Raw genomic sequence first — 22,980 nt, forward strand, 5'->3', positions numbered from 1 at the left:
ATTCCTTGTGCCAGGTCTGAACTGGAAACGACAACCGAATAGACATATTGAATCCAGGTGTTAGTATTCAATAGACAACAGTTATGAGTATGCGTGTTTCATTTCCGGCCAGGAACGCTGATGATGACAACATTACTACCCGATTTCACAGCATTTTCGTCACTCACGTCCTTCACGGTGTGCGTTGCTTTCACGCCTGTCCGCACTCTGGCCATTATTTCTCATTCCTTCTCATCCCGGATGGAATCTCCCGCTGAATAGCTGTTCAGTGGGCTTTGTGACACGCATCGTTTGATAACAGGGATTACGGCGGGTCGGATATGGATAAGATTAAGCGTCATCTGGTGTGGTGGGGCGCGGGTATTGTGGTAGCGGTTGCCGCAATAGCGTGGTGGATGTTACGTCCTGCGGGAATTCCGGAAGGTTTCGCGGCCAGCAACGGCAGAATTGAAGCTACCGAAGTGGATATTGCCACCAAGATTGCCGGACGAATTGACACAATCCTCGTCTCGGAAGGGCAGTTCGTTCGCCAGGGCGACGTGCTGGCGAAAATGGATACCCGTGTGCTGCAGGAGCAGCGACTGGAAGCTGTCGCGCAAATCAAAGAAGCCGAAAGCGCGGTGGCGGCGGCACGAGCGCTGCTGGAACAGCGGCAAAGTGAAATGCGCGCCGCGCAGTCGGTGGTAAAGCAGCGCGAGGCGGAACTGCAATCGGTCTCTAAACGTCACGTACGTTCCCGCTCGCTGTCCCAGCGTGGGGCTGTGTCTGAGCAACAGCTGGATGACGACAGGGCCGCGGCGGAAAGCGCGCGCGCGGCGCTGGAATCCGCAAAGGCGCAGGTCTCTGCGGCAAAAGCCGCGATTGAGGCCGCCCGCACCAGCATTATTCAGGCGCAAACCCGCGTAGAAGCCGCGCAGGCCACCGAACGTCGTATTGCAGCTGATATTGATGACAGCGAACTGAAAGCCCCGCGCGATGGTCGCGTACAGTACCGCGTAGCCGAACCGGGTGAGGTCCTTTCCGCGGGGGGGCGCGTGCTGAATATGGTCGATCTCAGTGATGTTTACATGACGTTCTTCTTACCGACTGAACAGGCCGGTTTATTAAAGATTGGCGGTGAAGCCCGCCTGGTGCTGGACGCCGCGCCGGATCTGCGTATTCCGGCGACCATCAGCTTTGTGGCAAGCGTGGCGCAGTTCACGCCGAAAACGGTCGAAACCAGCGATGAACGACTGAAGCTGATGTTCCGTGTTAAAGCGCGTATCCCGCCAGAACTGTTGCAGCAGCATCTGGAGTATGTGAAAACCGGTCTACCGGGCATGGCGTGGGTGCGTGTCGATGAAAATCGCCCCTGGCCTGACGACCTGGTCGTGAGGTTGCCGCAATGACGCATCTGGCGCGCCTTCCCGTTCCTCCCGTGGCGCACCTTGACGGCGTGAGTCAGCATTACGGGAAAACGGTAGCGCTGAACAATATCACGCTGGATATTCCCGCCCGCTGTATGGTGGGGCTGATTGGTCCGGATGGCGTCGGAAAATCGAGTCTGCTGTCGCTCATCTCCGGCGCGCGGGTCATTGAACACGGCAACGTGATGGTGCTGGGCGGCGATATGCGTGACCCGAAACATCGCCAGGATGTCTGTCCGCGTATTGCCTGGATGCCGCAGGGATTAGGGAAAAACCTGTACCATACGTTGTCGGTATATGAGAACGTCGATTTCTTTGCCCGGCTGTTTGGTCATGACAAAGCGGAACGCGAAGCGCGGATAACCGAGCTGCTGAACAGCACCGGACTGGCGCCGTTTCGCGACCGTCCCGCCGGGAAACTCTCAGGTGGGATGAAGCAAAAGCTGGGACTGTGCTGCGCGTTAATTCACGACCCGGAACTGTTAATTCTCGATGAACCCACCACCGGGGTCGATCCGCTGTCCCGCGCCCAGTTCTGGGATCTGATTAACAGCATTCGCCAGCGGCAGACCAACATGAGCGTGCTGGTTGCGACCGCCTACATGGAAGAAGCCGAGCGTTTTGACTGTCTGGTGGCGATGAACGCCGGGGAAGTATTAGCCACCGGGAGCGCCCAGCAGCTGCGTGAACAAACCAACAGCGACACGCTGGAGCAGGCGTTTATCGCGCTGTTACCCGAAGCCCAGCGTCAGGCGCATAAGCCGGTGGTGATCCCGCCGTATCACGCTGAACACGAAGAGATTGCTATTGAAGTGAAAGATCTGACTATGCGCTTCGGTAAGTTTGTTGCCGTTGACCACGTTAACTTTCGTATTCCGCGCGGGGAGATCTTCGGTTTTCTCGGCTCCAACGGGTGCGGTAAATCCACCACCATGAAGATGCTCACTGGTCTGCTGCCCGCAAGCGAAGGTGAGGCATGGTTGTTTGGGCAAGCGGTAGATCCGAAGAATATCGATACCCGCAGCCGGGTAGGCTATATGTCGCAGGCGTTTTCGCTTTACAGCGAGCTGACCGTGCGGCAAAACCTTGAGCTGCACGCGCGACTGTTCCATATCACCGAGGCAGAAATCCCGGGACGGGTACAAGAGATGAGCGAGCGCTTTTCGCTGACCGATGTCGAAGACGCGTTGCCTGGCGCGCTGCCCTTGGGGATCCGTCAACGCCTGTCGCTGGCGGTGGCGGTGATCCATCGTCCGGAAATGCTCATTCTTGATGAGCCGACCTCCGGGGTCGATCCGGTGGCGAGGGACATGTTCTGGCAACTGATGGTCGATCTGTCGCGGCAGGACAAAGTGACCATTTTTATCTCCACCCACTTTATGAACGAAGCGGAGCGCTGCGACCGGATGTCGCTGATGCACGCCGGAAAAGTACTCGCCAGCGGCACGCCGCAGGAACTGGTGAAACAGCGTGGCGCCGCCAGTCTGGAAGAGGCGTTTATCTCCTGGTTACAGGAAGCGGCAGGCCCGGTACCGGAAGCTCAGTTACCGCCCGCCAATGTTCCGAAAGCGCATGAAAATAGTCAGCCGCCGCGGCAGGGCTTTAGCCTACGGCGCTTGTTTAGCTACAGCCGACGTGAAGCGCTGGAGCTGCGACGTGACCCGGTTCGTTCAACGCTGGCGCTGATGGGCACAGTGATCCTGATGCTGATCATGGGCTACGGCATCAGCATGGATGTGGAAAACCTGCGTTTTTCGGTGCTCGATCGTGACCAGACCGTCAGCAGCCAGGCGTGGACGCTCAATCTGGCGGGATCGCGTTATTTTATCGAACAGCCGCCGCTCACCAGTTATGACGAGCTGGACAAACGGATGCGTTCGGGCGAAGTAGCGGTAGCAATAGAGATCCCGCCAAACTTTGGCCGCGATATCGCGCGTGGCACGCCGGTGAAGATTGGCGTCTGGGTCGATGGCGCAATGCCGAGCCGTGCTGAAACGGTCAGAGGCTATGTGCAGGCGATGCACCAGACCTGGCTACAGGACGTGATGGCACGTCAACCCAATGCCAGAGGGCAAAACGGGCTGATGACCATTGAAACTCGCTATCGCTACAACCCCGATGTGAAGAGTTTGCCGGCGATTGTTCCAGCAGTCATCCCGCTGCTGCTGATGATGATCCCTTCTATGCTCAGCGCCTTGAGCGTGGTGCGCGAGAAAGAACTTGGATCGATTATCAACCTGTACGTTACGCCCACCACCCGCAGCGAGTTTTTACTCGGTAAACAGTTGCCTTACATCGTGCTGGGCATGCTGAACTTCCTGCTGCTGTGCGCGCTGTCGGTGTTTGTGTTTGGCGTCCCGCATAAGGGCAGCTTTATGACCCTGACGTTGGCCGCGCTGCTGTACGTCACCATTGCCACCGGGCTTGGGCTATTCATCTCCACGTTTATGAAAAGCCAGATCGCGGCCATTTTTGGTACGGCAATTATTACGCTGATCCCGGCGACGCAGTTTTCCGGGATGATTGACCCGGTCGCCTCGCTCGAAGGGCCTGGACGCTGGATTGGCGAAATTTACCCGACCAGCCATTTTCTGACCATCGCGCGCGGGACGTTCTCTAAAGCGCTGGATCTGACGGATCTCTGGCAGCTGTTTATGCCGCTGGCGATAGCCATTCCGGTGGTGATTGGTTTGAGCGTATTACTGCTGAAAAAACAGGAGGGGTGATGCGCCGACTACGTAATATTTATAACCTCGGTATCAAAGAGTTACGCAGCCTGCTAGGCGACAAGGCGATGCTGACGCTGATTGTCTTCGCCTTCACGATTTCGGTTTACTCCTCCGCCACCGTCCTTCCGGGCTCGTTGCACCTGGCACCGATTGCCATCGCCGATATGGACCAGTCGCAGTTGTCGAATCGGATTGTGAACAGCTTTTATCGCCCGTGGTTTTTACCGCCGGAGATGATCACCGCCGATGAGATGGATGCCGGGCTGGATGCCGGACGCTATACCTTCGCCGTGAATATTCCGCCTGATTTTCAGCGTGATGTGTTGGCCGGGCGTCAGCCGGATATTCAGGTTAACGTCGATGCCACGCGGATGAGCCAGGCTTTTACCGGCAACAGCTATATCCAGAACATCATCAGCGGCGAGGTGAATAGCTTTGTGGCCCGTTACCGTGACAACAGTGAGCCGCCGGTGGCGCTGGAAATGCGCATGCGCTTTAACCCCAATCTGGAACCTGCACGCTTCGGTGCGGTGATGGCAATTATCAACAACATCACCATGCTGGCGATTGTGCTCACTGGCTCGGCGCTAATTCGCGAGCGCGAGCACGGGACAATAGAACATCTGCTGGTGATGCCGGTGACGCCGTTTGAGATCATGATGGCAAAAATCTGGTCGATGGGGTTGGTGGTGCTGGTGGTTTCCGGTCTGTCGCTGATGCTGATGGTAAAAGGCGTGCTCGGCGTACCGATTGAGGGATCGATTCCTCTGTTTATGCTGGGGGTGGCGCTGAGCCTGTTCGCAACCACTTCGATCGGTATTTTTATGGGCACGCTGGCGCGCTCTATGCCGCAGCTGGGACTGCTGATGATTCTGGTGTTGTTGCCGTTACAGATGCTCTCCGGCGGCTCCACACCGCGTGAAAGCATGCCGCAGGTGGTGCAGGACATCATGTTGACGATGCCAACGACGCATTTTGTGAGTCTCGCGCAGGCGATACTTTACCGTGGCGCAGGGTTCGGTATTGTCTGGCCGCAGTTCCTGACGTTGCTGGCGATTGGCAGTGCGTTCTTCATGATAGCGCTGCTGCGCTTTAGAAAGACGATTGGTACGATGGCGTAAACATCCGGCACAGGCACTCACTCTTCTTTCGGCAGGCACTGCAAATGACCGTGGCGCACCCCGCGTTGGGAGATCACGTCATCGGCAAAATGTTGCACATCGCCCATGTCGCCTTTTAGTACGGCGATTTCCAGGCAGTCGTCATGGTTGATGTGCACGTGCAGTGTAGCGACCGACAAATCGTGGTGGTGATGCTGGGTCGAAACAATGCGGCTCGCCAGGTCACGCTTCTCATGCTCATAAACATACGAAAGCACCGCGAACCCTTGTGTGCCGTGCTCCTGGGTCGTTTCCTGCGCCAGTGCGCTGCGCAGAATATCGCGGATCGCTTCGGAACGGTTGTGGTAGCCACGGCGTTGGCTCAGGCCGTCGAGCGTTTCTAATAAATCGTCATCAAGTGTGATGGTGATACGTTGCATCAGATTTCAACCTTACGATATTGCGCGGCGGCGCACGGGAATGAAAGCGTTACAGCCTTTGTACGGCGTCGGCGGTCAGGGTAAACGGCGTTGGCGTGCATACCGCCAGGCTCAGGGTGTCAAACTGGCACTGGCTGACAGAGAGCGAGGAAGTTAGCGCGGTACTGTCGACGCTGACAATTTGCCAGGCGCTGCCGCCGCGCTGTTTAACGATAGCTTCTTTACGCGTCCAGATGCGCCAGAATGCTGCCAGTTGCTGCTCCGGGTGTTCAGCCTCGACTTCGGCATGTTCTCCGAGACTGAATACCGTATTTGCCAGCGTTTGCCAGTTATCTTGTGGGCGGACGACTTCAATATCGCAGCCGACTTCCCCTTCGTCGCTGAGCAGCAGGGCGATATCATCGCCGCTGTGGCTGAGATTGAACCACAACGGGGTGTCGGCGGAAAAAGCCGGTTTTCCTTGCTCGCCGTAGACGATGTCCGGTAATGGTGAAAGAACATGGGAAAGCAGCACCCGGCCTGCAATCCAGCGCGCACGGTGAGCTCCTTGTGGGGCTTGTTCACTCAGTGCGTTGGGCAGTGCGTCAGTGCTTAAAACAGAAACTTTCCCAAGAACGATCCGGTACATATCAGGGCTAACCTTTAGTAATAATGGGGTTGTGTACCATTCTTCACATGCTGTTTGCAAGTTTATCCAGGCAATCGACTTTTGGGCCTGCCGGGTCCAAGCAAAATTGCCAGTTTGCTGCCGCCTGTGGTCGTTTCCATCCAGATTTTACATACGCTGGTTAACGGCACAGAGAGCAGCATGCCTACCGGGCCGAGCAGCCATCCCCATACCAACAGAGAGAGGAAGACGATAAGCGTCGATAATCCCAAGCGATGCCCCATCATGCGCGGCTCGAGGATATTGCCAATCACCATATGCACCACCAGGAACAGCGCGCCAACCAGCACGCATTCGTAAATGCCGTTGAACAGTAGCGCCTGGATCATGGGCGGGACGGCGGAAATGACCGAGCCAATGTTGGGCACGTAGTTTAGCAAGAAGGCTAGTACGCCCCACATCAGAGCAAACTGAATCCCCATTAGCGCCAGCCCCAACCAGACGATAGCGCCGGTCCATAGGCTGAGCAACGTTTTCAGCGCCAGATAGTGAGATACACCCTTGAGCGCCCGATGCAGCCCCGCAATATGGATTTGTGGGTTGTTCAGCGCAAAGCGCAGCTTATAAGGAACATGACGCACCTCAAACAGCATAAAGACGACCGTCATTACCAGCAGAACAACGCTGGCCATGGCGCCGGAAAGACTTGTCATCAGCGTGGTGGTGAAGGTCATTATTTTGTCGGAGTCCATGCGTTGTAGCATGCGCTCCGGGGACATATGCAGATTTAGAAAGGGAAGCATCTCTTGCAGATGCAGGACCTTGCGCGTCAGCTCCTTATTGTATTTGGGCAGCATGGCCATGAATTCAGTGATCGAAGATGCCAGAACGCCGACCAGTGCCGTGAGGACGATCAGCATGACCACTACCACGAGCGTAATGGCTACCGGGCGGCTTACTCCCCGGCGAATAAACCAGGTGACCAGCGGATTCAATACAATGGCAAAAAAGAGGGCCAGCAGCAGCTGTACAATGATATCCGCCGCAGCATGAATACCCGCGAGGATCACCACCAGAGCAGCCAGTTTGAGTAAAATGTGCAAACCCGTTTTATCGGGCTGAGCAGTTGTCATATTTTCTTCCTGTTTGCGTTTTGCATTAAGTGTAGCGGCTGGCTTGCGGCTGAGATTCCTAAACTGACTGCTGATTTCTGTGCGGCAACATGGTAGAAATGAAACACTGTTGTGAAAACGTGGTGACCCTCCATGCCCGAACCCGTCGCTGAACCGACGCTGAGCGGTTTACGCCTTAATCTGCGCATTGTCTCTGTGGTGATGTTCAACTTCGCCAGCTATCTGACCATCGGCCTGCCGCTCGCGGTATTGCCGGGCTATGTCCATGATGTGATGGGGTTCAGCGCCTTCTGGGCTGGATTGGTCATCAGCCTGCAATATTTCGCTACGCTGCTGAGCCGTCCACATGCCGGTCGCTATGCCGACCTGCTGGGGCCAAAGAAGATTGTGGTATTCGGACTGTGCGGCTGTTTTTTAAGTGGTCTGGGTTATTTACTGGCGGGGTCAACGAACGACTGGCCGCTGGCCAGTCTGCTGCTGTTATGCCTGGGTCGCGTGATCCTCGGGATCGGGCAAAGCTTTGCCGGGACCGGCTCTACGCTGTGGGGCGTAGGGGTCGTGGGTTCAATGCACATAGGGCGGGTGATTTCCTGGAACGGCATCGTGACCTATGGTGCGATGGCGATAGGCGCCCCACTGGGTGTACTGTGTTATGCCTGGGGTGGCTTACAGGGGCTGGCGCTGACGGTAATGGGCGTAGCGCTGTCGGCAATATTGCTGGCGCTTCCTCGTGAGGCGGTAAAGGCCAGCAAAGGCAAACCATTGCCGTTCCGCGCGGTGCTCGGGCGCGTCTGGTTGTATGGTATGGCGCTGGCCCTGGCCTCCGCCGGATTTGGCGTGATCGCCACTTTCATTACCCTGTTTTATGATGCCAAAGGCTGGGACGGCGCGGCTTTCGCGCTGACGCTTTTTAGCTGCACGTTTGTGGGCACGCGTCTGTTGTTCCCAAATGGGATCAACCGCTTAGGCGGACTGAATGTGGCGATGATCTGCTTTAGCGTCGAGATTGTTGGGCTGTTACTGGTCGGGATGGCTTCCATGCCGTGGATGGCAAAAATCGGTGTTCTGCTGGCCGGGGCGGGGTTCTCGCTGGTTTTCCCGGCGTTGGGCGTGGTGGCGGTAAAAGCCGTCCCGCAGCAAAACCAGGGCGCTGCGCTGGCGACCTACACGGTGTTTATGGATTTATCGCTGGGGGTTACCGGGCCGCTGGCTGGGCTGGTAATGACGTGGGCGGGCGTGCCGGTTATCTATCTGGCGGCAGCTGGGCTGGTGGCGGTGGCGCTATTGCTGACCTGGCGGTTAAAAAAACGGCCTCAGGTGGGGTCACCGGAGGCCGCGTCATCGTCTTAACCGTTACTGGATAACCAGCGTGTTAATGATGTTTTCTGCTGTCGTCTGCGCTTTTTGCTGATCGTCAGCAGGCAGCGTGATTTGCAGGGTCAGCAGTTGGTTATCTACTTTGCCTAACACCACAGAAGAGTAAGCGGTCTGGCCTTTAGCCGAGATGATGCTGTCTAACTGCTGCAGCGTGTGGCCTTTCAGCTCAATGGATTTATTGGTGACGACCTGCAGCTGCGGGTCGCGGCTACGTTGCTGCTCTTCCAGGCGTTTTGCCAGCACAGCCAGGTCGTCGTTGGTATTGTCGCCGACAATCACAATCACCGCTTTCTGGCCGGTTGCGTCAGAATAGACGTGCATATTGTTCGCCTGAGTACCCAGCTTACCGCTCTGATCGGTCATATCCGCTGGCAGAGAAAAACTGAGTTTGCCGTCCAGCAGACTGACCGGTTGTCCGGTGGCGTTACTTTCTGCGGCGGTCTTCTCTGCTGGCGCTTTTGTATCGCTATTATCACAGGCCGCAAGCCCCATAACCAGCAGGCCAATACCGACATATTTAACCAGATTGCGCATTGACTTCTTCCTTTCGATAAACGGCCATAACGGCTCATTCGTCCATCTTATCACAACTCGGAAAATGAACCTTTAACTCGTCTGTAATGCAGAGATTTCGGATTTATCTGCGAGCCTTTTCAGCAGCATATTCAGCAGCACGCCGTACATCGGCAGGAAGAAAATAATGCTGATCAGCACCTTGAAACAGTAATCGACCAGCGCGATTTCCATCCAGTGTTCGGCCATAAAGGCATCCGGGCTGCGCCAGAAGGCGATAAAGAAGAAGGCTAACGTATCGCTGATGTTGCCAAACAGGGTGGAGGCCGTTGGTGCCAGCCACCAGCGACGGTTCTGGCGCAGGCGGTTAAAGACATGCACATCCAGAATTTGTCCCAGCGCGTAAGCCATAAAGCTGGCGGCGGCGATACGGGCAACAAACAGGTTAAAGTGCAGCAGTGCGCCAAATCCCTGCCACGATCCCATATAGAACAGTGATGAAACGACATAAGAGATCAGCAGCGCGGGGATCATCACCGCGAAGATGATGCGTCGTGCCAACGGCGCGCCAAAAATACGCACGGTCAGGTCAGTGGCGAGGAAAATAAACGGAAAGCTAAACGCGCCCCATGTGGTATGGAAACCAAAAATGGAGATCGGTAGCTGCACCAGATAGTTGCTGGAGGTGATCACCAGCAGATGAAATAGCGATAGCCAAAACAACGCTTTTACGCGCTGAGATTGTGTAAACGGAGTCATATTGTGACCTTTTTGTTGGATGGGGTGAGGGAACCCAATAAAAAACCGTCGCATGATACTGCTTTAAGAACACATTGCAATGGTTGTTTTTCACGCAATCGTTAACCTGATTGGCTTACGTCACAACAGAGCGTAAAATAACGCCGTTTTTGAATGAACGAGACTACGATGAGCGATCTGTTTACCTCTCCCGACCATACTCTTGATGCTCAGGGGCTGCGCTGTCCGGAACCTGTTATGATGGTGCGCAAAACCGTGCGCGGCATGCAGGCGGGTGAAACACTGCTGATTGTCGCCGACGATCCGGCGACAACCCGTGATATTCCCGGTTTCTGTACCTTTATGGAACATGAGCTGGTGGCCAAAGAGACCGACTCGCTGCCGTACCGCTATCTGCTGCGTAAAGGTCAGTAGTTTTGTTTGCCGGATGGCGCCAATGCTTATCCGGCAAAAAACTATCCTTTACGTAACAACCGCAGCGCGTTAGCGGTCACCAGTACCGTCGCCCCCGTATCTGCCAGTACAGCCAGCCACAGTCCGGTTATCCCGAGCAGTGTGGTGACGAGGAAAATCCCCTTCAGACCCAACGCAATCGCAATGTTCTGGCGAATATTGGCGTGGGTAGCGCGCGCCAGTTGAATCATTTGCACCAGACCACGCAGGCGGTTGTGGGTCAGGGCGGCATCGGCGGTCTCCAGCGCGACGTCGGTTCCGCTCCCCATGGCAATACCGATGGTGGCTGCTTTCATCGCCGGAGCGTCGTTGATGCCGTCGCCAACCATCGCCAGCGGCGACTGTTGGTTGAGATGGGTAACGGCCTGTACTTTATCTTCCGGCAATAGCCCCGCTTTGAATTCAAGACCCAGTTCGCCTGCAATGGCGGCCGCTGCACGTGGGTTATCACCGGTCAGAATCACCCCTTTCACGCCAATCTGATTAAGTTCGCTGATGGCGTGGCGGGCGTCCTCGCGTAGCGTGTCCTGTAAGGCCAGCACGCCGAGTACGGCCTCGTTGCGTAGCACCAGCACCACCGTTTGGCCCGCGCTTTCAAGTTCGCTTATTTGCCCGGCAAAAGCATCGGCAGGTTGCTTACCGGCGGCGCAAATCAGCACGTGCTCGCCATCGACCAGCGCTTCAATGCCAGTGCCGACTAATGCGCGCTGTTCTTTCGCGACAGGTATAACCAGTTCACGCGTTTGTGCTTCCCGAACAATCGCCTGCGCCAGCGGGTGTGTCGCGCCTTGCTCTACTGCCGCCGCCAGCGCCAATAGTTCAGCTTCACCAATACCGCTCGCCGGGTGAATCGCCGTGACGCGCGGTTTACCCACGGTCAGAGTGCCGGTTTTATCAAACGCGACCTGCGTAACTCTACCCAGTTGTTCCAGCGCGGCCCCGCCTTTGATTAACGCGCCACGACGCGCCGCGGCGGCAAGACCAGAGGTAATGGCTGCGGGGGTTGAAATCACCAGCGCGCATGGGCAGCCAATCAGCAGCAGCGTCAGCCCTTTATAAATCCACTCCTGCCAGGATGCGGCAAACAGCAGCGGTGGTACAAGGGTGACCAGCAGCGCAACCGCCATAATGGCTGGGGTGTAGATCCGGCTGAAACGGTCAATAAAGCGCTCAATGGGAGCGCGACGTTCATCCGCTTCTTCAATCAACTGCAAAATACGGTCAATGGCGCTGGCGCCCGGTTCGGAGAGCACTTCCAGCGTGACCAGACGATCCACGCTGGTGGCGCCTGCCGGGACTTTCTCGCCGGTGGCTCGTTCAACCGGGATCGATTCGCCGGTCAGGGCGCTTTCATCAAAACTGGCAAAACCGGAAACCAGTTTGCCGTCAGCTGGTAAACGCCCACCCGCGGCAACTTCGATAATATCGCCAGGGCGGAGGGTATTAATAGCCACCTCTTCGCGTTCGCCGTTACGCAGACGTGTGGCGGTTTCCGGTTTGAGCGCCATCAGCGCGCTGACCCCTTTACGGGCACGGCTGGCAGCCCATCCTTCCAGGCGCTCGCCAATTAAAAACAGCAGCAGCACCATGGCGGCTTCCGCCGTCGCGCCGATAAACAGCGCGCCGATGGCGGCCACGCTCATTAACGTTTCAATGGCAAAGTAGCTGCCAGTTTTCATCAGACGCAGAGCCTGACGGGCAATGGGGTACAGACCGACCAGGGTGGTAGCGATAAACGCTATCTGGCCGAAGGGGTGATTGAATTGCTCCAGCCCCCAGCTAATCGCCATCATGATAATCAGCGAAATCAGCGGCAAGTTTTCTTTAAAACGTGACTCGGGGGCGGCTTCCGTCGCGTTTTCATCGCGCAGGGTATAGCCTGCTTTTTGCACTGCGTTTTCAACTTGCTGGCGGATATCGGAACTGGCGTCGACGACCAGTTTTTCGGTGGCAAACAACACCTGGGCCTGGTTGACGCCGCTGACCTGGCGGGCTGCATTCTCTACTTTTCGGGCGCAGGCCGCGCAGTCCATGCCTGCCACTTTCCAGGAATAACGGGTACCTATTACGGTATCGGATACGGGGGGTGGGGTAGAGCAACTTCCCTCGCAGCAGCAATCGTCAGCCTTTTGTGGCGCAGGGACTGGCTTGAAAGAAGAGAATTGTGGGGCTTTTTTGCCATTGGTAGCGGGTGTCGGCATGGCATCCTCCGGTTGATAATCATTTCGTATTAACCGGAGGATACACTCTGGAGTCGACTCCAGAGTCAAGCTTTTTAAAGATACAACGAACGAACAATCAGGAAATGTCCGGCGAAGTAGCAGGCGGCTGCAATGGCGTTATCGGCGCGGAAGCGGCGACGATAATGGCTACTCAGCCAGACAATATTGCCGATGAACAGGAGTGATGCGCCCATAAATGCCGACAGCGCCGGAGCGGTCGGGCGGAAGAACCACAGTTCGCCAGCCATCCAGACCATCATCAGCGTGATGCCAATAAAGGTACAAATAGCAACGCGCAATTCTTCCAGACGCGTCCAGATCACGGCAATCAGCAACGCCCCCAGCACCGCCAGTACCAACGGCAAAGGCCAGAAGAGCGACAACGTCATTTGGCTGGCGAAGTAAATGGTATACAGCAGATGCGACAGGAAGAATGCCCCTACTGCGTACAGCAGGCGTTGGCGCGGCAATAGCGTCAGCGCGTCGCCCAGCAGCGCGGCCAGCAAGCCAGCCAGTACCAGGTAACTGATAGCGTTAAACATTGGCGCCTGCCAGGCCAGCAGCGCCAGCAGGAGTAACGTCAGGGGTTTAAAGACCCAGCGTTGCCAGGCAGGCCCACGATAGGAAGCATCCACGAACAACCATGCGGAAAGGCAGACAGCGATAAACGACCAAAGCATCTTAGTTCCTTGAATTCGTTATTTTTTCGTAAGCGGGGTGCTTACGGCTCTATTGTCCAGTGTAGAGGTCGATACTGCCAGATGACAACACCATAACGGGCAATGTATGCTTATTTCCGCATTTTCTGATGGGTTAATAATATGAGCAAACCACCACTTTTTTTCATTGTTATCATTGTCTTAATCGTTGTCGCAGCGTCGTTTCGCTTTGTTCAGCAGCGACGTGAAAAAGCGGATAATGATGCCGCGCCGCTGGTACAAAAGCAGGTGGTGGTGACGAATAAGCGGGAAAAGCCGCTTAACGACCGACGCTCCCGTCAACAGGAAGTGAGTCCGGCGGGAACCAGCATGCGCTATGAAGCCAGCTTTAAGCCACAAAGCGGTGGCCTGGAACAAACGTTTCGTCTGGATGCTCAGCAGTACCATGCGTTAACGGTCGGAGATAAAGGGACGCTGAGCTACAAAGGTTCGCATTTTGAAGGGTTTAGTGCGCAACCGTAGTTAAGTTGGCCGGAAATGGCGTCAGCCGCCATCCGGCATCACCTCATTTCTTCAACTGATCTTTAATCTTCTTTTGCCAGACCAGCAGCTCAAAGACGCCAAACAGAAAAATACGGATTTTCTCTCCACTGGTCATCTGCGGGCCATCTTTGGGCATGGTGCTTTTTAGCAGCGCCAACTGCATGCCGTGCATCAGCACCATAAATATCAGTGCGACGTTAACGAAGATGTTAAGCGGGCGTGGAAAAGGTTGGAAAATATTCAGTAGTAAAAATGCCCAGACGCACAGCATCAGCAGGCGTCCCAGGTTAATCAGCATCGTGTTCTCCTCGTGCTTCACGTTGGTACAGGCGATAGGCGACCTGTCCGGCGACTTTCTCACGGTATAGCGACCAGTTCACCGGAACCGGCGGCAAACCGTTTTCAACTTCGCTTTCCACGTAAATATACGCTTCGTTCGCCAGCCAGCCATTCGTTTCCAGAAGAGTTAATGTTTCTTCCAGTAATCCTTTGCGAAACGGTGGGTCAACAAATACCACGTTATGCGGCGTACCTGCCTGAGCCAGAAATGCCAGTGTATTCGCGTTAACGACTCGGGCGTGATTTGCCTTCAGCGTGGCGAGATTCTTTTGGAGCTGCTGAGATACCGCGCGATCCATTTCCAGTAGCGTTGCATTTGCCGCATAGCGAGAGAGCGCTTCCAGCCCCAGTGCGCCACTGCCAGCGAAGCAGTCCAGGCAGTGGGCATCGACCATTACCGGCGCCAGCCAGTTGAACAGCGTTTCGCGTACGCGGTCGGTGGTCGGACGCAATCCGGGGCTGTCCGGAACCGGGAGTTTACGGCTTCGCCATTGCCCGCCAATAATGCGGATCTGTCCGCTGCCAGAGTGATTCGGTTTTTTCATTTCTATTATTGCTCAATCCGCCTATAGCATGTCATTCCAGGCGGTGATGTGAGTTAAGTTAAGTGATAGACTATTTCATCATTTTTTTAGCTGCTATGTACATAGCGTTGACGCTGTGCCATGAAGCAACAGCGGGGAGTGTAGTCGCAAATGGCGAAAGAGAAAAAACGTGGCTTTTTTTCCTGGCTGGGCTTTGGTCAAAAAGAGCAGGCACCGGAAAACGAGACAGAAGTAAAAAACGAAGAACAACAACCGGTTACTGAAGAAATTGCCGTCGTTGAGGAACCGTCTCGCGCGCAGGAAACCCATAGCGAAGCAGAAACGGAAGCATTTGCTGCTGAGGTTGTGGAAGTCACTGAGCAGGTTGCGGAAATCGAAAAACTGCAGCCGGAAGAAGAACCGGTTACCGAACAACCGCAGCCGGAAATTGAGCCGGTTGCTGAACCCGTTGCTGAAACTGTAGTGGAAACGCCAGCGGCGGCGGTTATCGAACGCGAAGAATTGCCGCTGCCAGAAGAGGTGAAAACCGAAGAAGTTTCTGCCGAAGAGTGGCAGGCCGAAGCGGAAACCGTGGAAATCGTTGAGGCGGCTGAAGAAGAAGCTGAAAACGAGCCGCAACTGACCGACGAAGAGCTCGAAGCACAGGCGCTGGCCGCTGAGGCTGCTGAAGAATCGGTTATGGTGGTGCCGCCAGAAGAACCTGCTGTAGAAGAACCGGAAGAAGAAGAGGTAGTCCAGGAGCAGGAAAAACCGACGAAAGAAGGTTTCTTTGCGCGCTTGAAACGCAGCTTGCTGAAAACCAAAGAAAACCTTGGTTCCGGATTTATCAGTCTTTTCCGGGGTAAAAAGATCGACGATGATCTATTTGAAGAGCTGGAAGAGCAACTGCTGATTGCCGATGTGGGCGTAGAAACGACCCGCAAGATCATTGCGAATCTGACGGAAGGCGCCAGCCGCAAGCAGCTCAAAGACGCAGAAGCGCTGTACGGTCTGCTGAAAGACGAGATGGGCGAGATTCTGGCGAAGGTTGACGAACCGCTGAATGTTGAGGGTAAAACGCCATTTGTTATCTTAATGGTTGGCGTTAACGGTGTGGGGAAAACCACCACCATCGGCAAGCTGGCGCGTCAGTTTGAGCAGCAGGGAAAATCGGTGATGCTGGCGGCGGGCGATACTTTCCGTGCGGCGGCGGTAGAGCAGCTGCAGGTCTGGGGTCAACGTAACAACATTCCGGTGATTGCCCAGCATACCGGCGCGGATTCTGCGTCCGTCATCTTTGATGCCATCCAGGCGGCAAAGGCGCGTAACGTAGACGTGCTGATCGCTGATACCGCAGGGCGTTTGCAGAATAAATCGCACCTGATGGAAGAATTGAAAAAAATCGTTCGCGTCATGAAGAAGCTGGACGTTGATGCGCCGCATGAGGTTATGCTGACTATCGATGCCAGTACCGGGCAGAATGCGATAAGCCAGGCCAAACTGTTCCATGAAGCGGTGGGCTTAACCGGTATCACCCTGACCAAGCTGGACGGAACGGCGAAAGGCGGGGTCATTTTCTCGGTTGCCGATCAGTTTGGCATCCCTATCCGCTATATCGGTGTGGGCGAACGTATCGAGGATTTACGTCCGTTTAAAGCGGGCGATTTTATAGAGGCACTTTTTGCCCGAGAGGATTAACAATGATTCGCTTTGAACATGTCAGCAAGGCCTATCTCGGTGGGAGACAAGCGCTGCAGGGAGTGACCTTCCATATGCAGCCTGGCGAGATGGCGTTTCTGACCGGCCATTCCGGCGCGGGGAAAAGTACCCTGCTGAAGCTGATCTGTGGGATTGAACGGCCCAGCGCCGGGAAAATCTACTTCAGCGGGCATGACATCAGCCGTTTGAAAAACCGTGAGGTACCGTTTCTGCGTCGTCAGATTGGTATGATTTTTCAGGATCACCACCTGTTGATGGACAGAACCGTGTTTGACAACGTGGCAATCCCGCTGATCATTGCGGGTGCCAGTGGGGACGATATTCGTCGTCGCGTGTCAGCGGCGCTGGATAAGGTAGGGCTGCTGGACAAAGCGAAAAACTTTCCGATTCAGCTCTCCGGCGGTGAACAACAGCGCGTGGGCATCGCCCGTGCGGTGGTGAATAAACCTGCGGTACTGTTGGCGGATGAACCAACGGGTAACCTGGATGACGCGCTGTCAGAAGGGATCCTGCGTCTGTTTGAAGAGTTTAACCGCGTCGGGGTCACGGTATTAATGGCTACGCACGATATTGGCCTGATCTCCCGTCGCTCCTATCGCCAAATGGTTCTGAGCGATGGGCATCTGCATGGAGGCCTGGCGCATGAATAGACGTGACGCTATCAATCAAATCAAACAGTTCGGTAGCCGACTGGATCGTTTTCGTAAATCGGGCGGTGCGCCTGGTGACGGCGGTCGCAACGCGCCAAAGCGGGCAAAAGCCGCGCCAAAACCGAACTCGCGGAAAACCAACGTCTTTAACGAGCAGGTACGTTACGCGTTCCAGGGCGCGTTACAAGACCTGAAAAGTAAGCCGCTGGCGACGTTTCTGACGGTGATGGTTATTGCCATCTCCCTGACGCTGCCAAGCGTGTGCTACATGGTTTATAAGAATGTAAACCACGCGGCGAGCCAGTATTATCCGTCCCCGCAGATCACCGTTTACCTGCAAAAAACGCTGGATGATGATGCGGCGGCGCGAGTGGTTGGTCAGTTGCAGGCTGAGCAGGGCGTGGAGAAAGTGAATTATCTTTCTCGCGACGACGCGCTGGGCGAATTCCGTAACTGGTCTGGCTTTGGCGGCGCGCTGGATATGCTGGAAGAGAACCCGCTGCCGGCTGTGGCGGTGGTGATCCCGAAACTGGATTTTCAGGGCACGGAATCGCTGAACACCCTGCGCGACCGTATCGCACAAATCAACGGGATTGATGAAGTGCGGATGGATGACAGCTGGTTCGCTCGCCTGGCGGCGCTGACGGGCCTTGTCGGACGCGTTTCCGCGATGATTGGCGTGCTGATGGTGGCGGCGGTCTTCCTCGTCATCGGTAACAGCGTGCGTCTGAGTATTTTTGCGCGTCGCGATACCATTAACGTCCAGAAACTGATTGGTGCGACGGATGGATTTATCCTGCGTCCGTTCCTTTACGGCGGCGCGCTGTTGGGTTTTTCCGGTGCATTTCTTTCACTGATTTTGTCAGAAATTTTGGTGATGCGGCTGTCGTCAGCGGTGACTGAAGTGGCACAGGTTTTCGGGACCAAGTTTGATATCAACGGCTTATCATTCGATGAATGCCTGCTGTTACTGCTGGTGTGCTCAATGATTGGCTGGGTGGCAGCCTGGCTTGCCACGGTTCAACATTTACGTCACTTTACCCCCGATTAAAAAATCTCTGGTATAATCTTTCCCTGCACTGAGTCGTTCGCTCTGCAGGGAAAGAGTCCCTGTAACCTCTTCCCGATGCATTCACCGTGATGTCACATTTTGTGCGTAATCTATACACAGTACGACATGGAACTTGTGGATAAAATCACTGTCTGATAAAAGATTGAATGATATTCTCGTTGCTCATAAGCTCTGGCATGGTTGTTGCTACTGGTTTTTGCTAATTAGCATTTTGCCAATGCGCCAGATGAAAAGATTGAGAGGATTTGAATGACCAAAGAAATGCAAAATTTAGCTTTAGCCCCTGTTGGTAACCTGGAATCTTACATCCGGGCTGCAAACGCGTGGCCGATGTTGTCGGCTGACGAGGAGCGGGCACTGGCTGAAAAGCTGCATTACCAGGGCGATCTGGAAGCAGCTAAAACGCTGATCCTGTCTCACCTGCGCTTTGTTGTTCATGTTGCTCGTAATTATGCGGGCTATGGCCTGCCGCAGGCGGATCTGATTCAGGAAGGTAATATCGGCCTGATGAAAGCCGTGCGCCGTTTCAACCCGGAAGTGGGTGTGCGCCTGGTGTCTTTCGCCGTGCACTGGATCAAAGCTGAGATCCACGAATACGTTCTGCGTAACTGGCGTATCGTTAAAGTCGCGACCACCAAAGCACAGCGTAAGCTGTTCTTTAACCTGCGTAAAACCAAGCAGCGTCTGGGCTGGTTTAACCAGGACGAAGTCGAAATGGTTGCTCGTGAGCTGGGCGTGTCCAGTAAAGACGTGCGTGAAATGGAATCCCGTATGGCGGCGCAGGACATGACGTTTGATATGTCTTCAGACGACGAGTCTGACAGCCAGCCGATGGCACCGGTTCTGTATCTTCAGGATAAGTCATCTAACTTTGCTGACGGCATTGAAGAAGACAACTGGGAAGATCAGGCTGCGAACAAACTGACCCACGCAATGGAAGGTCTGGACGAACGTAGCCAGGACATCATTCGTGCTCGTTGGCTGGATGAAGATAACAAGTCAACGTTGCAGGAACTGGCCGATCGCTACGGCGTCTCCGCTGAACGTGTTCGTCAGCTTGAAAAAAACGCCATGAAAAAACTGCGTGCGGCGATCGAAGCGTAATCTTCCTGCCAAACTGGAAATGCTAATAAACCCTGGATGAAAATCCGGGGTTTTTTGTTTTTATCTCTCCTTCTCTCTCCTGACGTTCTATGCTTTTTGTCATCAAGTTGTTATCTGCATGTCAAATTTAGCTATTCCATAATCATAAAAATCGGGTATGTTTTAGCAGAGTATGCTGCTAAAGCACGGGTAGCTATCCAATAATTGAAATAAAGTGCTGAACAACAACATCACAACACACGTAATAACCACAATAATGGGGATTGTCAGGATGAATATGAAGGGTAAAGCGTTATTGGCAGGATGTATCGCCCTGTCTTTGAGCAATATGGCGTTTGCTAAGGATATTAAAGTTGCTGTTGTCGGCGCGATGTCCGGTCCGGTAGCACAATATGGCGATCAGGAATTTACCGGCGCAGAGCAGGCGATTGCAGATATTAACACCAAGGGCGGCGTGAAAGGCGACAAACTGGTCATGGTGAAATATGACGATGCCTGTGACCCGAAACAAGCGGTAGCGGTTGCTAACAAAGTGGTCAACGACGGGATTAAATACGTTATCGGTCACCTGTGCTCTTCTTCCACTCAGCCTGCGTCAGATATCTATGAAGACGAAGGTATTCTGATGATCACCCCAGCGGCAACGGCGCCAGAGCTGACCGCACGCGGCTATAACCTGGTGTTACGTACCACCGGTCTGGATTCCGATCAGGGCCCTACGGCCGCCAAATATATTGTTGAAAAAGTGAAGCCGCAGCGCATTGCGATCGTTCACGACAAACAACAGTACGGTGAAGGCTTGGCGCGCTCCGTGCAGGACAACCTCAAGAAAGCCAACGCTGACGTGGTGTTCTTCGACGGGATCACCGCCGGTGAGAAAGATTTCTCTACGCTGGTGGCGCGTTTGAAGAAAGAGAACATCGATTTCGTTTACTACGGCGGTTACCACCCGGAAATGGGGCAGATCCTGCGTCAGGCACGCGCTGCGGGTCTGAAAACTCAGTTTATGGGACCAGAAGGGGTAGCGAACGTGTCGCTGTCTAATATCGCCGGTGAATCAGCAGAAGGCTTACTGGTAACGAAACCGAAGAACTACGACCAGGTACCAGCGAACAAACCGATTGTGGACGCCATCAAGGCCAAGAAACAGGATCCGAGTGGTGCATTCGTATGGACCACCTACGCTGCGCTGCAATCTTTGCAGGCTGGTCTGAACCAGTCTGACGACCCGGCTGAAATTGCCAAATACCTGAAAGCAAACTCGGTGGAAACCGTCATGGGGCCGTTGTCCTGGGATGCGAAGGGCGATCTGAAAGGCTTCGAGTTTGGCGTGTTTGACTGGCATGCTAACGGGACGGCGACAGACGCCAAGTGATTTTCCCGGCGCCTTTCGCGCCGCAGGTGTGTTGGCTGCGTTATTCAACCCCGGTCACTTACTTATGTAAGCTCCGGGGATTTTATAACTTGCCGCCTGCCTGCAACACGTAATTCTTGGGAAACTACTAGTAATACAATTGGTTGGGGGCGGTTTTCTACCGTTTCTCCCAACCATTTTCCTGGGCCGTAAACCCTAACGCCTGCATAAACGCGGCCATCACGCTGCGGTCTTCAACGCCGACATCGGCCATCCACCATGCACTCACATCAGGATTTACCCGGATGACCTCTTCGATCAAATACTGGCCCACACCACGACGGCGGGTGATATCGCGCACGCGCAATGAATCCAGTGCGCCTTGTGTGCCGCTCAGCGTGACCCGCACTGCGCCGAGCAGGCGCTCGTTAAAGCGCGCGGCGTAGATCCGATGCGTTTCATCTACGCTTAACGATGAGGGGGAATATTCTGGCCAGATTTTGCCCAGATCAATCTGATCCTGGGCGCTAAAGTTATCTAAACGAACGATGGTCAGCTTCATTAACAGCATGTCCAAATCACAAAAGATGGAATCAGTGTACCGAAATAATTCACCCGGATGCTTTCTCTTTTTTATTCGATTAACCAGGTTAATAGTTTTGTAACAACGATATTGACAGTTTGAAACATCAGAGATTGAAAAATAGGCAGGATAATACCCTGGAATGCAGCATTTTATTCCGCTCTTTGTGCCGTTATTTTATGCTGACAAACGTGCTTTTTTTTGTTTATCTATAGTGAAAAGCAGAATATTATCTTTTCTTAATCGACTGAAAAATAGAGCTTTTAGCATCAATTTGCTTAAAAAACTGCGCTAAACCATTAATGAGACTGGTAAAAATAGTGCAGTTCAAAAAAAGCACAGTCTGCTTTTTAACCATATAAATACAACATATATACACAAAATTATTCAAGTTGCCTCAAGGCGGCAAGAGAGTGAATCCCCAGAAGCTTACATAAGTAAGTGACTGGGGTGAGCGAACATAGCCAACACAGAGGCAGCTTGAAGGATGAAGTGTAAACACGTCACGAATGGGGATTCAGGAATATGAAACGGAATGCAAAAACAATCATCGCAGGAGCGATAGCACTGGTCATGTCACACGCGGTCATGGCGGATGATATCAAGGTCGCTGTGGTTGGCGCGATGTCAGGCCCGGTCGCGCAGTGGGGTGATATGGAATTTAATGGCGCGCGTCAGGCCATTAAAGATATCAATGCCAAAGGCGGGATCAAAGGCGACAAACTGGTCGCCGTGGAATATGACGACGCTTGCGATCCGAAACAGGCCGTGGCGGTAGCGAACAAAATCGTCAATGACGGCATTCAGTACGTTATTGGACATCTGTGCTCATCTTCCACGCAACCGGCATCCGATATCTACGAAGATGAAGGCATTCTGATGATTTCCCCGGGCGCGACCAACCCGGAGCTGACCCAGCGCGGTTACGCACACATTATGCGTACAGCGGGCCTGGACTCCTCTCAAGGGCCGACCGCCGCGAAATACATTCTGGAGAAGGTGAAACCACAGCGTATCGCCATCATTCACGATAAGCAGCAATATGGTGAAGGTCTGGCGCGTTCGGTACAGGACAGCCTGAAAGCAGGCAATGCCAATATCGTCTTCTTTGACGGAATCACCGCCGGAGAAAAAGATTTTTCTGCGCTGATTGCCCGCCTGAAAAAAGAAAATATCGACTTTGTTTATTACGGCGGCTACTACCCGGAAATGGGACAAATGTTGCGCCAGGCTCGTTCTGTCGGCCTGAAAACCCAGTTTATGGGACCAGAGGGCGTAGGTAATGCGTCGCTGTCTAACATTGCCGGTGATGCCGCTGAAGGCATGTTGGTGACTATGCCTAAACGTTATGACCAGGATCCAGCGAATAAAGCGATCGTTGATGCGCTCAAAGCTGACAAGAAAGATCCAAGCGGCCCGTACGTGTGGATCACGTATGCAGCCGTCCAGTCATTGGCAACCGCCATGGACCGCAGCGGCAGCAAAGAGCCGTTGGACCTGGTGAAAGATTTGAAAGCACACGGGGCTGATACCGTGATTGGGCCGCTGAAATGGGACGAAAAAGGCGATTTGAAGGGATTTGAGTTTGGTGTCTTCCAGTGGCACGCGGACGGATCATCGACCGTTGCGAAGTAATCGCTGAAGACGAGTTATCCCACCGCCCGTGTAAAACGGGCGGGTTAAGAAAGGTTACC

The 22,980-nt window shown here is 54.2% G+C and carries 22 protein-coding genes; 12 read left to right on the top strand and 10 right to left on the bottom strand.

Going from position 1 to position 22,980, the window contains the following annotated elements:
* Positions 1–320 precede the first annotated feature (320 nt).
* From On2M_RS01200 to On2M_RS01210, 3 genes are read left to right on the top strand one after another with little or no spacing between them, the layout of a single operon-like run.
* Entirely contained in the window at positions 321–1,388 is a 1,068-nt protein-coding gene (locus On2M_RS01200; protein ID WP_151216905.1) for an HlyD family efflux transporter periplasmic adaptor subunit, read from the top strand.
* Positions 1,385–4,132 (top strand): ribosome-associated ATPase/putative transporter RbbA, encoded by a 2,748-nt coding sequence (gene rbbA, locus On2M_RS01205; protein ID WP_210904179.1) that lies wholly within the window; start codon positions 1,385–1,387, stop codon positions 4,130–4,132. The genes On2M_RS01200 and rbbA overlap by 4 nt, the downstream gene beginning before the upstream one ends.
* Positions 4,132–5,256 carry an ABC transporter permease gene (locus On2M_RS01210; protein ID WP_187259953.1) on the top strand — a complete coding sequence of 375 codons (1,125 nt, stop codon included), beginning with the start codon at positions 4,132–4,134 and terminating at the stop codon, positions 5,254–5,256. Before rbbA ends, On2M_RS01210 begins: the two co-directional genes overlap by 1 nt.
* Positions 5,257–5,273: 17 nt before the next feature.
* On the opposite strand, the gene nikR is transcribed toward On2M_RS01210, so the two are convergent.
* The 3 genes from nikR to On2M_RS01225 all read right to left on the bottom strand — a co-directional run bounded on the left by nikR (position 5,274) and on the right by On2M_RS01225 (position 7,415).
* Positions 5,274–5,675 (bottom strand): nickel-responsive transcriptional regulator NikR, encoded by a 402-nt coding sequence (gene nikR / locus On2M_RS01215; protein ID WP_151216902.1) that lies wholly within the window; start codon positions 5,673–5,675, stop codon positions 5,274–5,276.
* A gap of 49 nt (positions 5,676–5,724) precedes the next feature.
* Entirely contained in the window at positions 5,725–6,303 is a 579-nt protein-coding gene (acpT, locus tag On2M_RS01220; RefSeq protein ID WP_151216901.1) for a 4'-phosphopantetheinyl transferase AcpT, read from the bottom strand.
* A 62-nt stretch (positions 6,304–6,365) separates the two neighbouring features.
* Positions 6,366–7,415: an AI-2E family transporter gene (locus tag On2M_RS01225; protein WP_151216900.1), complete on the bottom strand. Its 1,050-nt coding sequence runs from the start codon at positions 7,413–7,415 to the stop codon at positions 6,366–6,368.
* A 132-nt stretch (positions 7,416–7,547) separates the two neighbouring features.
* Between On2M_RS01225 and On2M_RS01230 the strand changes: the two genes are divergently transcribed.
* A complete protein-coding gene (locus tag On2M_RS01230; protein ID WP_187253820.1) occupies positions 7,548–8,765 on the top strand; it encodes an MFS transporter in 1,218 nt (405 codons plus the stop codon).
* A 3-nt stretch (positions 8,766–8,768) separates the two neighbouring features.
* On the opposite strand, the gene On2M_RS01235 is transcribed toward On2M_RS01230, so the two are convergent.
* Complete coding sequence (locus On2M_RS01235) at positions 8,769–9,326, bottom strand: DcrB family lipoprotein (protein ID WP_151216899.1); 558 nt, start codon at positions 9,324–9,326, stop codon at positions 8,769–8,771.
* Positions 9,327–9,398: 72 nt separating this feature from the next.
* Positions 9,399–10,064, bottom strand: coding sequence for a 7-cyano-7-deazaguanine/7-aminomethyl-7-deazaguanine transporter (locus On2M_RS01240; protein WP_019078120.1), 666 nt, complete (start codon positions 10,062–10,064; stop codon positions 9,399–9,401).
* A gap of 168 nt (positions 10,065–10,232) precedes the next feature.
* On the opposite strand from On2M_RS01240, the gene tusA reads away from it, so the two are divergent.
* Entirely contained in the window at positions 10,233–10,478 is a 246-nt protein-coding gene (gene tusA, locus On2M_RS01245) for a sulfurtransferase TusA (RefSeq protein ID WP_005121576.1), read from the top strand.
* Between the two features lie 41 nt (positions 10,479–10,519).
* Here the strand turns inward: tusA and zntA are convergent, their stop codons facing one another.
* Positions 10,520–12,718 carry a Zn(II)/Cd(II)/Pb(II) translocating P-type ATPase ZntA gene (zntA, locus tag On2M_RS01250; protein WP_210904180.1) on the bottom strand — a complete coding sequence of 733 codons (2,199 nt, stop codon included), beginning with the start codon at positions 12,716–12,718 and terminating at the stop codon, positions 10,520–10,522.
* Positions 12,719–12,792: 74 nt separating this feature from the next.
* Positions 12,793–13,419, bottom strand: a complete 627-nt coding sequence (locus On2M_RS01255; protein ID WP_210904181.1) for a lysoplasmalogenase — start codon at positions 13,417–13,419, stop codon at positions 12,793–12,795.
* Between the two features lie 141 nt (positions 13,420–13,560).
* Between On2M_RS01255 and On2M_RS01260 the strand changes: the two genes are divergently transcribed.
* On the top strand, positions 13,561–13,920 hold the full coding sequence (locus On2M_RS01260; protein ID WP_187253818.1) for a DUF2500 domain-containing protein: 360 nt from the start codon (positions 13,561–13,563) through the stop codon (positions 13,918–13,920).
* Between the two features lie 43 nt (positions 13,921–13,963).
* On the opposite strand, the gene On2M_RS01265 is transcribed toward On2M_RS01260, so the two are convergent.
* Positions 13,964–14,239 (bottom strand): DUF1145 family protein, encoded by a 276-nt coding sequence (locus On2M_RS01265; RefSeq protein ID WP_042311836.1) that lies wholly within the window; start codon positions 14,237–14,239, stop codon positions 13,964–13,966.
* Positions 14,229–14,825, bottom strand: coding sequence for a 16S rRNA (guanine(966)-N(2))-methyltransferase (gene rsmD, locus On2M_RS01270; RefSeq protein WP_210904182.1), 597 nt, complete (start codon positions 14,823–14,825; stop codon positions 14,229–14,231). Before rsmD ends, On2M_RS01265 begins: the two co-directional genes overlap by 11 nt.
* Before the next feature lie 150 nt (positions 14,826–14,975).
* On the opposite strand from rsmD, the gene ftsY reads away from it, so the two are divergent.
* The 5 genes from ftsY to livJ all read left to right on the top strand — a co-directional run bounded on the left by ftsY (position 14,976) and on the right by livJ (position 20,724).
* Entirely contained in the window at positions 14,976–16,502 is a 1,527-nt protein-coding gene (gene ftsY, locus On2M_RS01275) for a signal recognition particle-docking protein FtsY (RefSeq protein WP_210904183.1), read from the top strand.
* Positions 16,503–16,504: 2 nt separating this feature from the next.
* Entirely contained in the window at positions 16,505–17,173 is a 669-nt protein-coding gene (ftsE, locus tag On2M_RS01280) for a cell division ATP-binding protein FtsE (RefSeq protein WP_003023420.1), read from the top strand.
* A complete protein-coding gene (ftsX, locus tag On2M_RS01285) occupies positions 17,166–18,224 on the top strand; it encodes a permease-like cell division protein FtsX (protein ID WP_103769551.1) in 1,059 nt (352 codons plus the stop codon). The genes ftsE and ftsX overlap by 8 nt, the downstream gene beginning before the upstream one ends.
* 270 nt (positions 18,225–18,494) lie before the next feature.
* On the top strand, positions 18,495–19,349 hold the full coding sequence (gene rpoH / locus On2M_RS01290) for an RNA polymerase sigma factor RpoH (RefSeq protein ID WP_003023425.1): 855 nt from the start codon (positions 18,495–18,497) through the stop codon (positions 19,347–19,349).
* Between the two features lie 271 nt (positions 19,350–19,620).
* On the top strand, positions 19,621–20,724 hold the full coding sequence (gene livJ, locus On2M_RS01295; RefSeq protein ID WP_151216893.1) for a branched chain amino acid ABC transporter substrate-binding protein LivJ: 1,104 nt from the start codon (positions 19,621–19,623) through the stop codon (positions 20,722–20,724).
* A gap of 157 nt (positions 20,725–20,881) precedes the next feature.
* Here livJ and panM read toward each other — a convergent pair whose 3' ends face one another.
* Positions 20,882–21,265, bottom strand: coding sequence for an aspartate 1-decarboxylase autocleavage activator PanM (panM, locus tag On2M_RS01300; protein ID WP_151217210.1), 384 nt, complete (start codon positions 21,263–21,265; stop codon positions 20,882–20,884).
* A 546-nt stretch (positions 21,266–21,811) separates the two neighbouring features.
* Between panM and livK the strand changes: the two genes are divergently transcribed.
* Positions 21,812–22,921 carry a high-affinity branched-chain amino acid ABC transporter substrate-binding protein LivK gene (gene livK / locus On2M_RS01305; protein ID WP_151216892.1) on the top strand — a complete coding sequence of 370 codons (1,110 nt, stop codon included), beginning with the start codon at positions 21,812–21,814 and terminating at the stop codon, positions 22,919–22,921.
* The last annotated feature ends 59 nt before the right edge of the window (positions 22,922–22,980 follow it).

This window comes from Citrobacter sp. On2M, from assembly GCF_018035235.1.
GTDB classification, from domain to species: domain Bacteria; phylum Pseudomonadota; class Gammaproteobacteria; order Enterobacterales; family Enterobacteriaceae; genus Citrobacter; species Citrobacter meridianamericanus.

What these genes read in the sequence shown, in the direction of transcription:
- On2M_RS01265 (WP_042311836.1), bottom strand. Translation starts at nt 14,239, where the DNA reads ATGCTGATTAACCTGGGACGCCTGCTGATGCTGTGCGTCTGGGCATTT.
- ftsY (WP_210904183.1), top strand. Translation starts at nt 14,976, where the DNA reads ATGGCGAAAGAGAAAAAACGTGGCTTTTTTTCCTGGCTGGGCTTTGGT.
- On2M_RS01240 (WP_019078120.1), bottom strand. Translation starts at nt 10,064, where the DNA reads ATGACTCCGTTTACACAATCTCAGCGCGTAAAAGCGTTGTTTTGGCTA.
- On2M_RS01260 (WP_187253818.1), top strand. Translation starts at nt 13,561, where the DNA reads ATGAGCAAACCACCACTTTTTTTCATTGTTATCATTGTCTTAATCGTT.
- On2M_RS01210 (WP_187259953.1), top strand. Translation starts at nt 4,132, where the DNA reads ATGCGCCGACTACGTAATATTTATAACCTCGGTATCAAAGAGTTACGC.
- livK (WP_151216892.1), top strand. Translation starts at nt 21,812, where the DNA reads ATGAAACGGAATGCAAAAACAATCATCGCAGGAGCGATAGCACTGGTC.
- On2M_RS01200 (WP_151216905.1), top strand. Translation starts at nt 321, where the DNA reads ATGGATAAGATTAAGCGTCATCTGGTGTGGTGGGGCGCGGGTATTGTG.
- On2M_RS01225 (WP_151216900.1), bottom strand. Translation starts at nt 7,415, where the DNA reads ATGACAACTGCTCAGCCCGATAAAACGGGTTTGCACATTTTACTCAAA.
- acpT (WP_151216901.1), bottom strand. Translation starts at nt 6,303, where the DNA reads ATGTACCGGATCGTTCTTGGGAAAGTTTCTGTTTTAAGCACTGACGCA.
- nikR (WP_151216902.1), bottom strand. Translation starts at nt 5,675, where the DNA reads ATGCAACGTATCACCATCACACTTGATGACGATTTATTAGAAACGCTC.
- rsmD (WP_210904182.1), bottom strand. Translation starts at nt 14,825, where the DNA reads ATGAAAAAACCGAATCACTCTGGCAGCGGACAGATCCGCATTATTGGC.
- livJ (WP_151216893.1), top strand. Translation starts at nt 19,621, where the DNA reads ATGAATATGAAGGGTAAAGCGTTATTGGCAGGATGTATCGCCCTGTCT.
- On2M_RS01235 (WP_151216899.1), bottom strand. Translation starts at nt 9,326, where the DNA reads ATGCGCAATCTGGTTAAATATGTCGGTATTGGCCTGCTGGTTATGGGG.
- On2M_RS01255 (WP_210904181.1), bottom strand. Translation starts at nt 13,419, where the DNA reads ATGCTTTGGTCGTTTATCGCTGTCTGCCTTTCCGCATGGTTGTTCGTG.
- panM (WP_151217210.1), bottom strand. Translation starts at nt 21,265, where the DNA reads ATGAAGCTGACCATCGTTCGTTTAGATAACTTTAGCGCCCAGGATCAG.
- ftsX (WP_103769551.1), top strand. Translation starts at nt 17,166, where the DNA reads ATGAATAGACGTGACGCTATCAATCAAATCAAACAGTTCGGTAGCCGA.
- rbbA (WP_210904179.1), top strand. Translation starts at nt 1,385, where the DNA reads ATGACGCATCTGGCGCGCCTTCCCGTTCCTCCCGTGGCGCACCTTGAC.
- rpoH (WP_003023425.1), top strand. Translation starts at nt 18,495, where the DNA reads ATGACCAAAGAAATGCAAAATTTAGCTTTAGCCCCTGTTGGTAACCTG.
- zntA (WP_210904180.1), bottom strand. Translation starts at nt 12,718, where the DNA reads ATGCCGACACCCGCTACCAATGGCAAAAAAGCCCCACAATTCTCTTCT.
- ftsE (WP_003023420.1), top strand. Translation starts at nt 16,505, where the DNA reads ATGATTCGCTTTGAACATGTCAGCAAGGCCTATCTCGGTGGGAGACAA.
- tusA (WP_005121576.1), top strand. Translation starts at nt 10,233, where the DNA reads ATGAGCGATCTGTTTACCTCTCCCGACCATACTCTTGATGCTCAGGGG.
- On2M_RS01230 (WP_187253820.1), top strand. Translation starts at nt 7,548, where the DNA reads ATGCCCGAACCCGTCGCTGAACCGACGCTGAGCGGTTTACGCCTTAAT.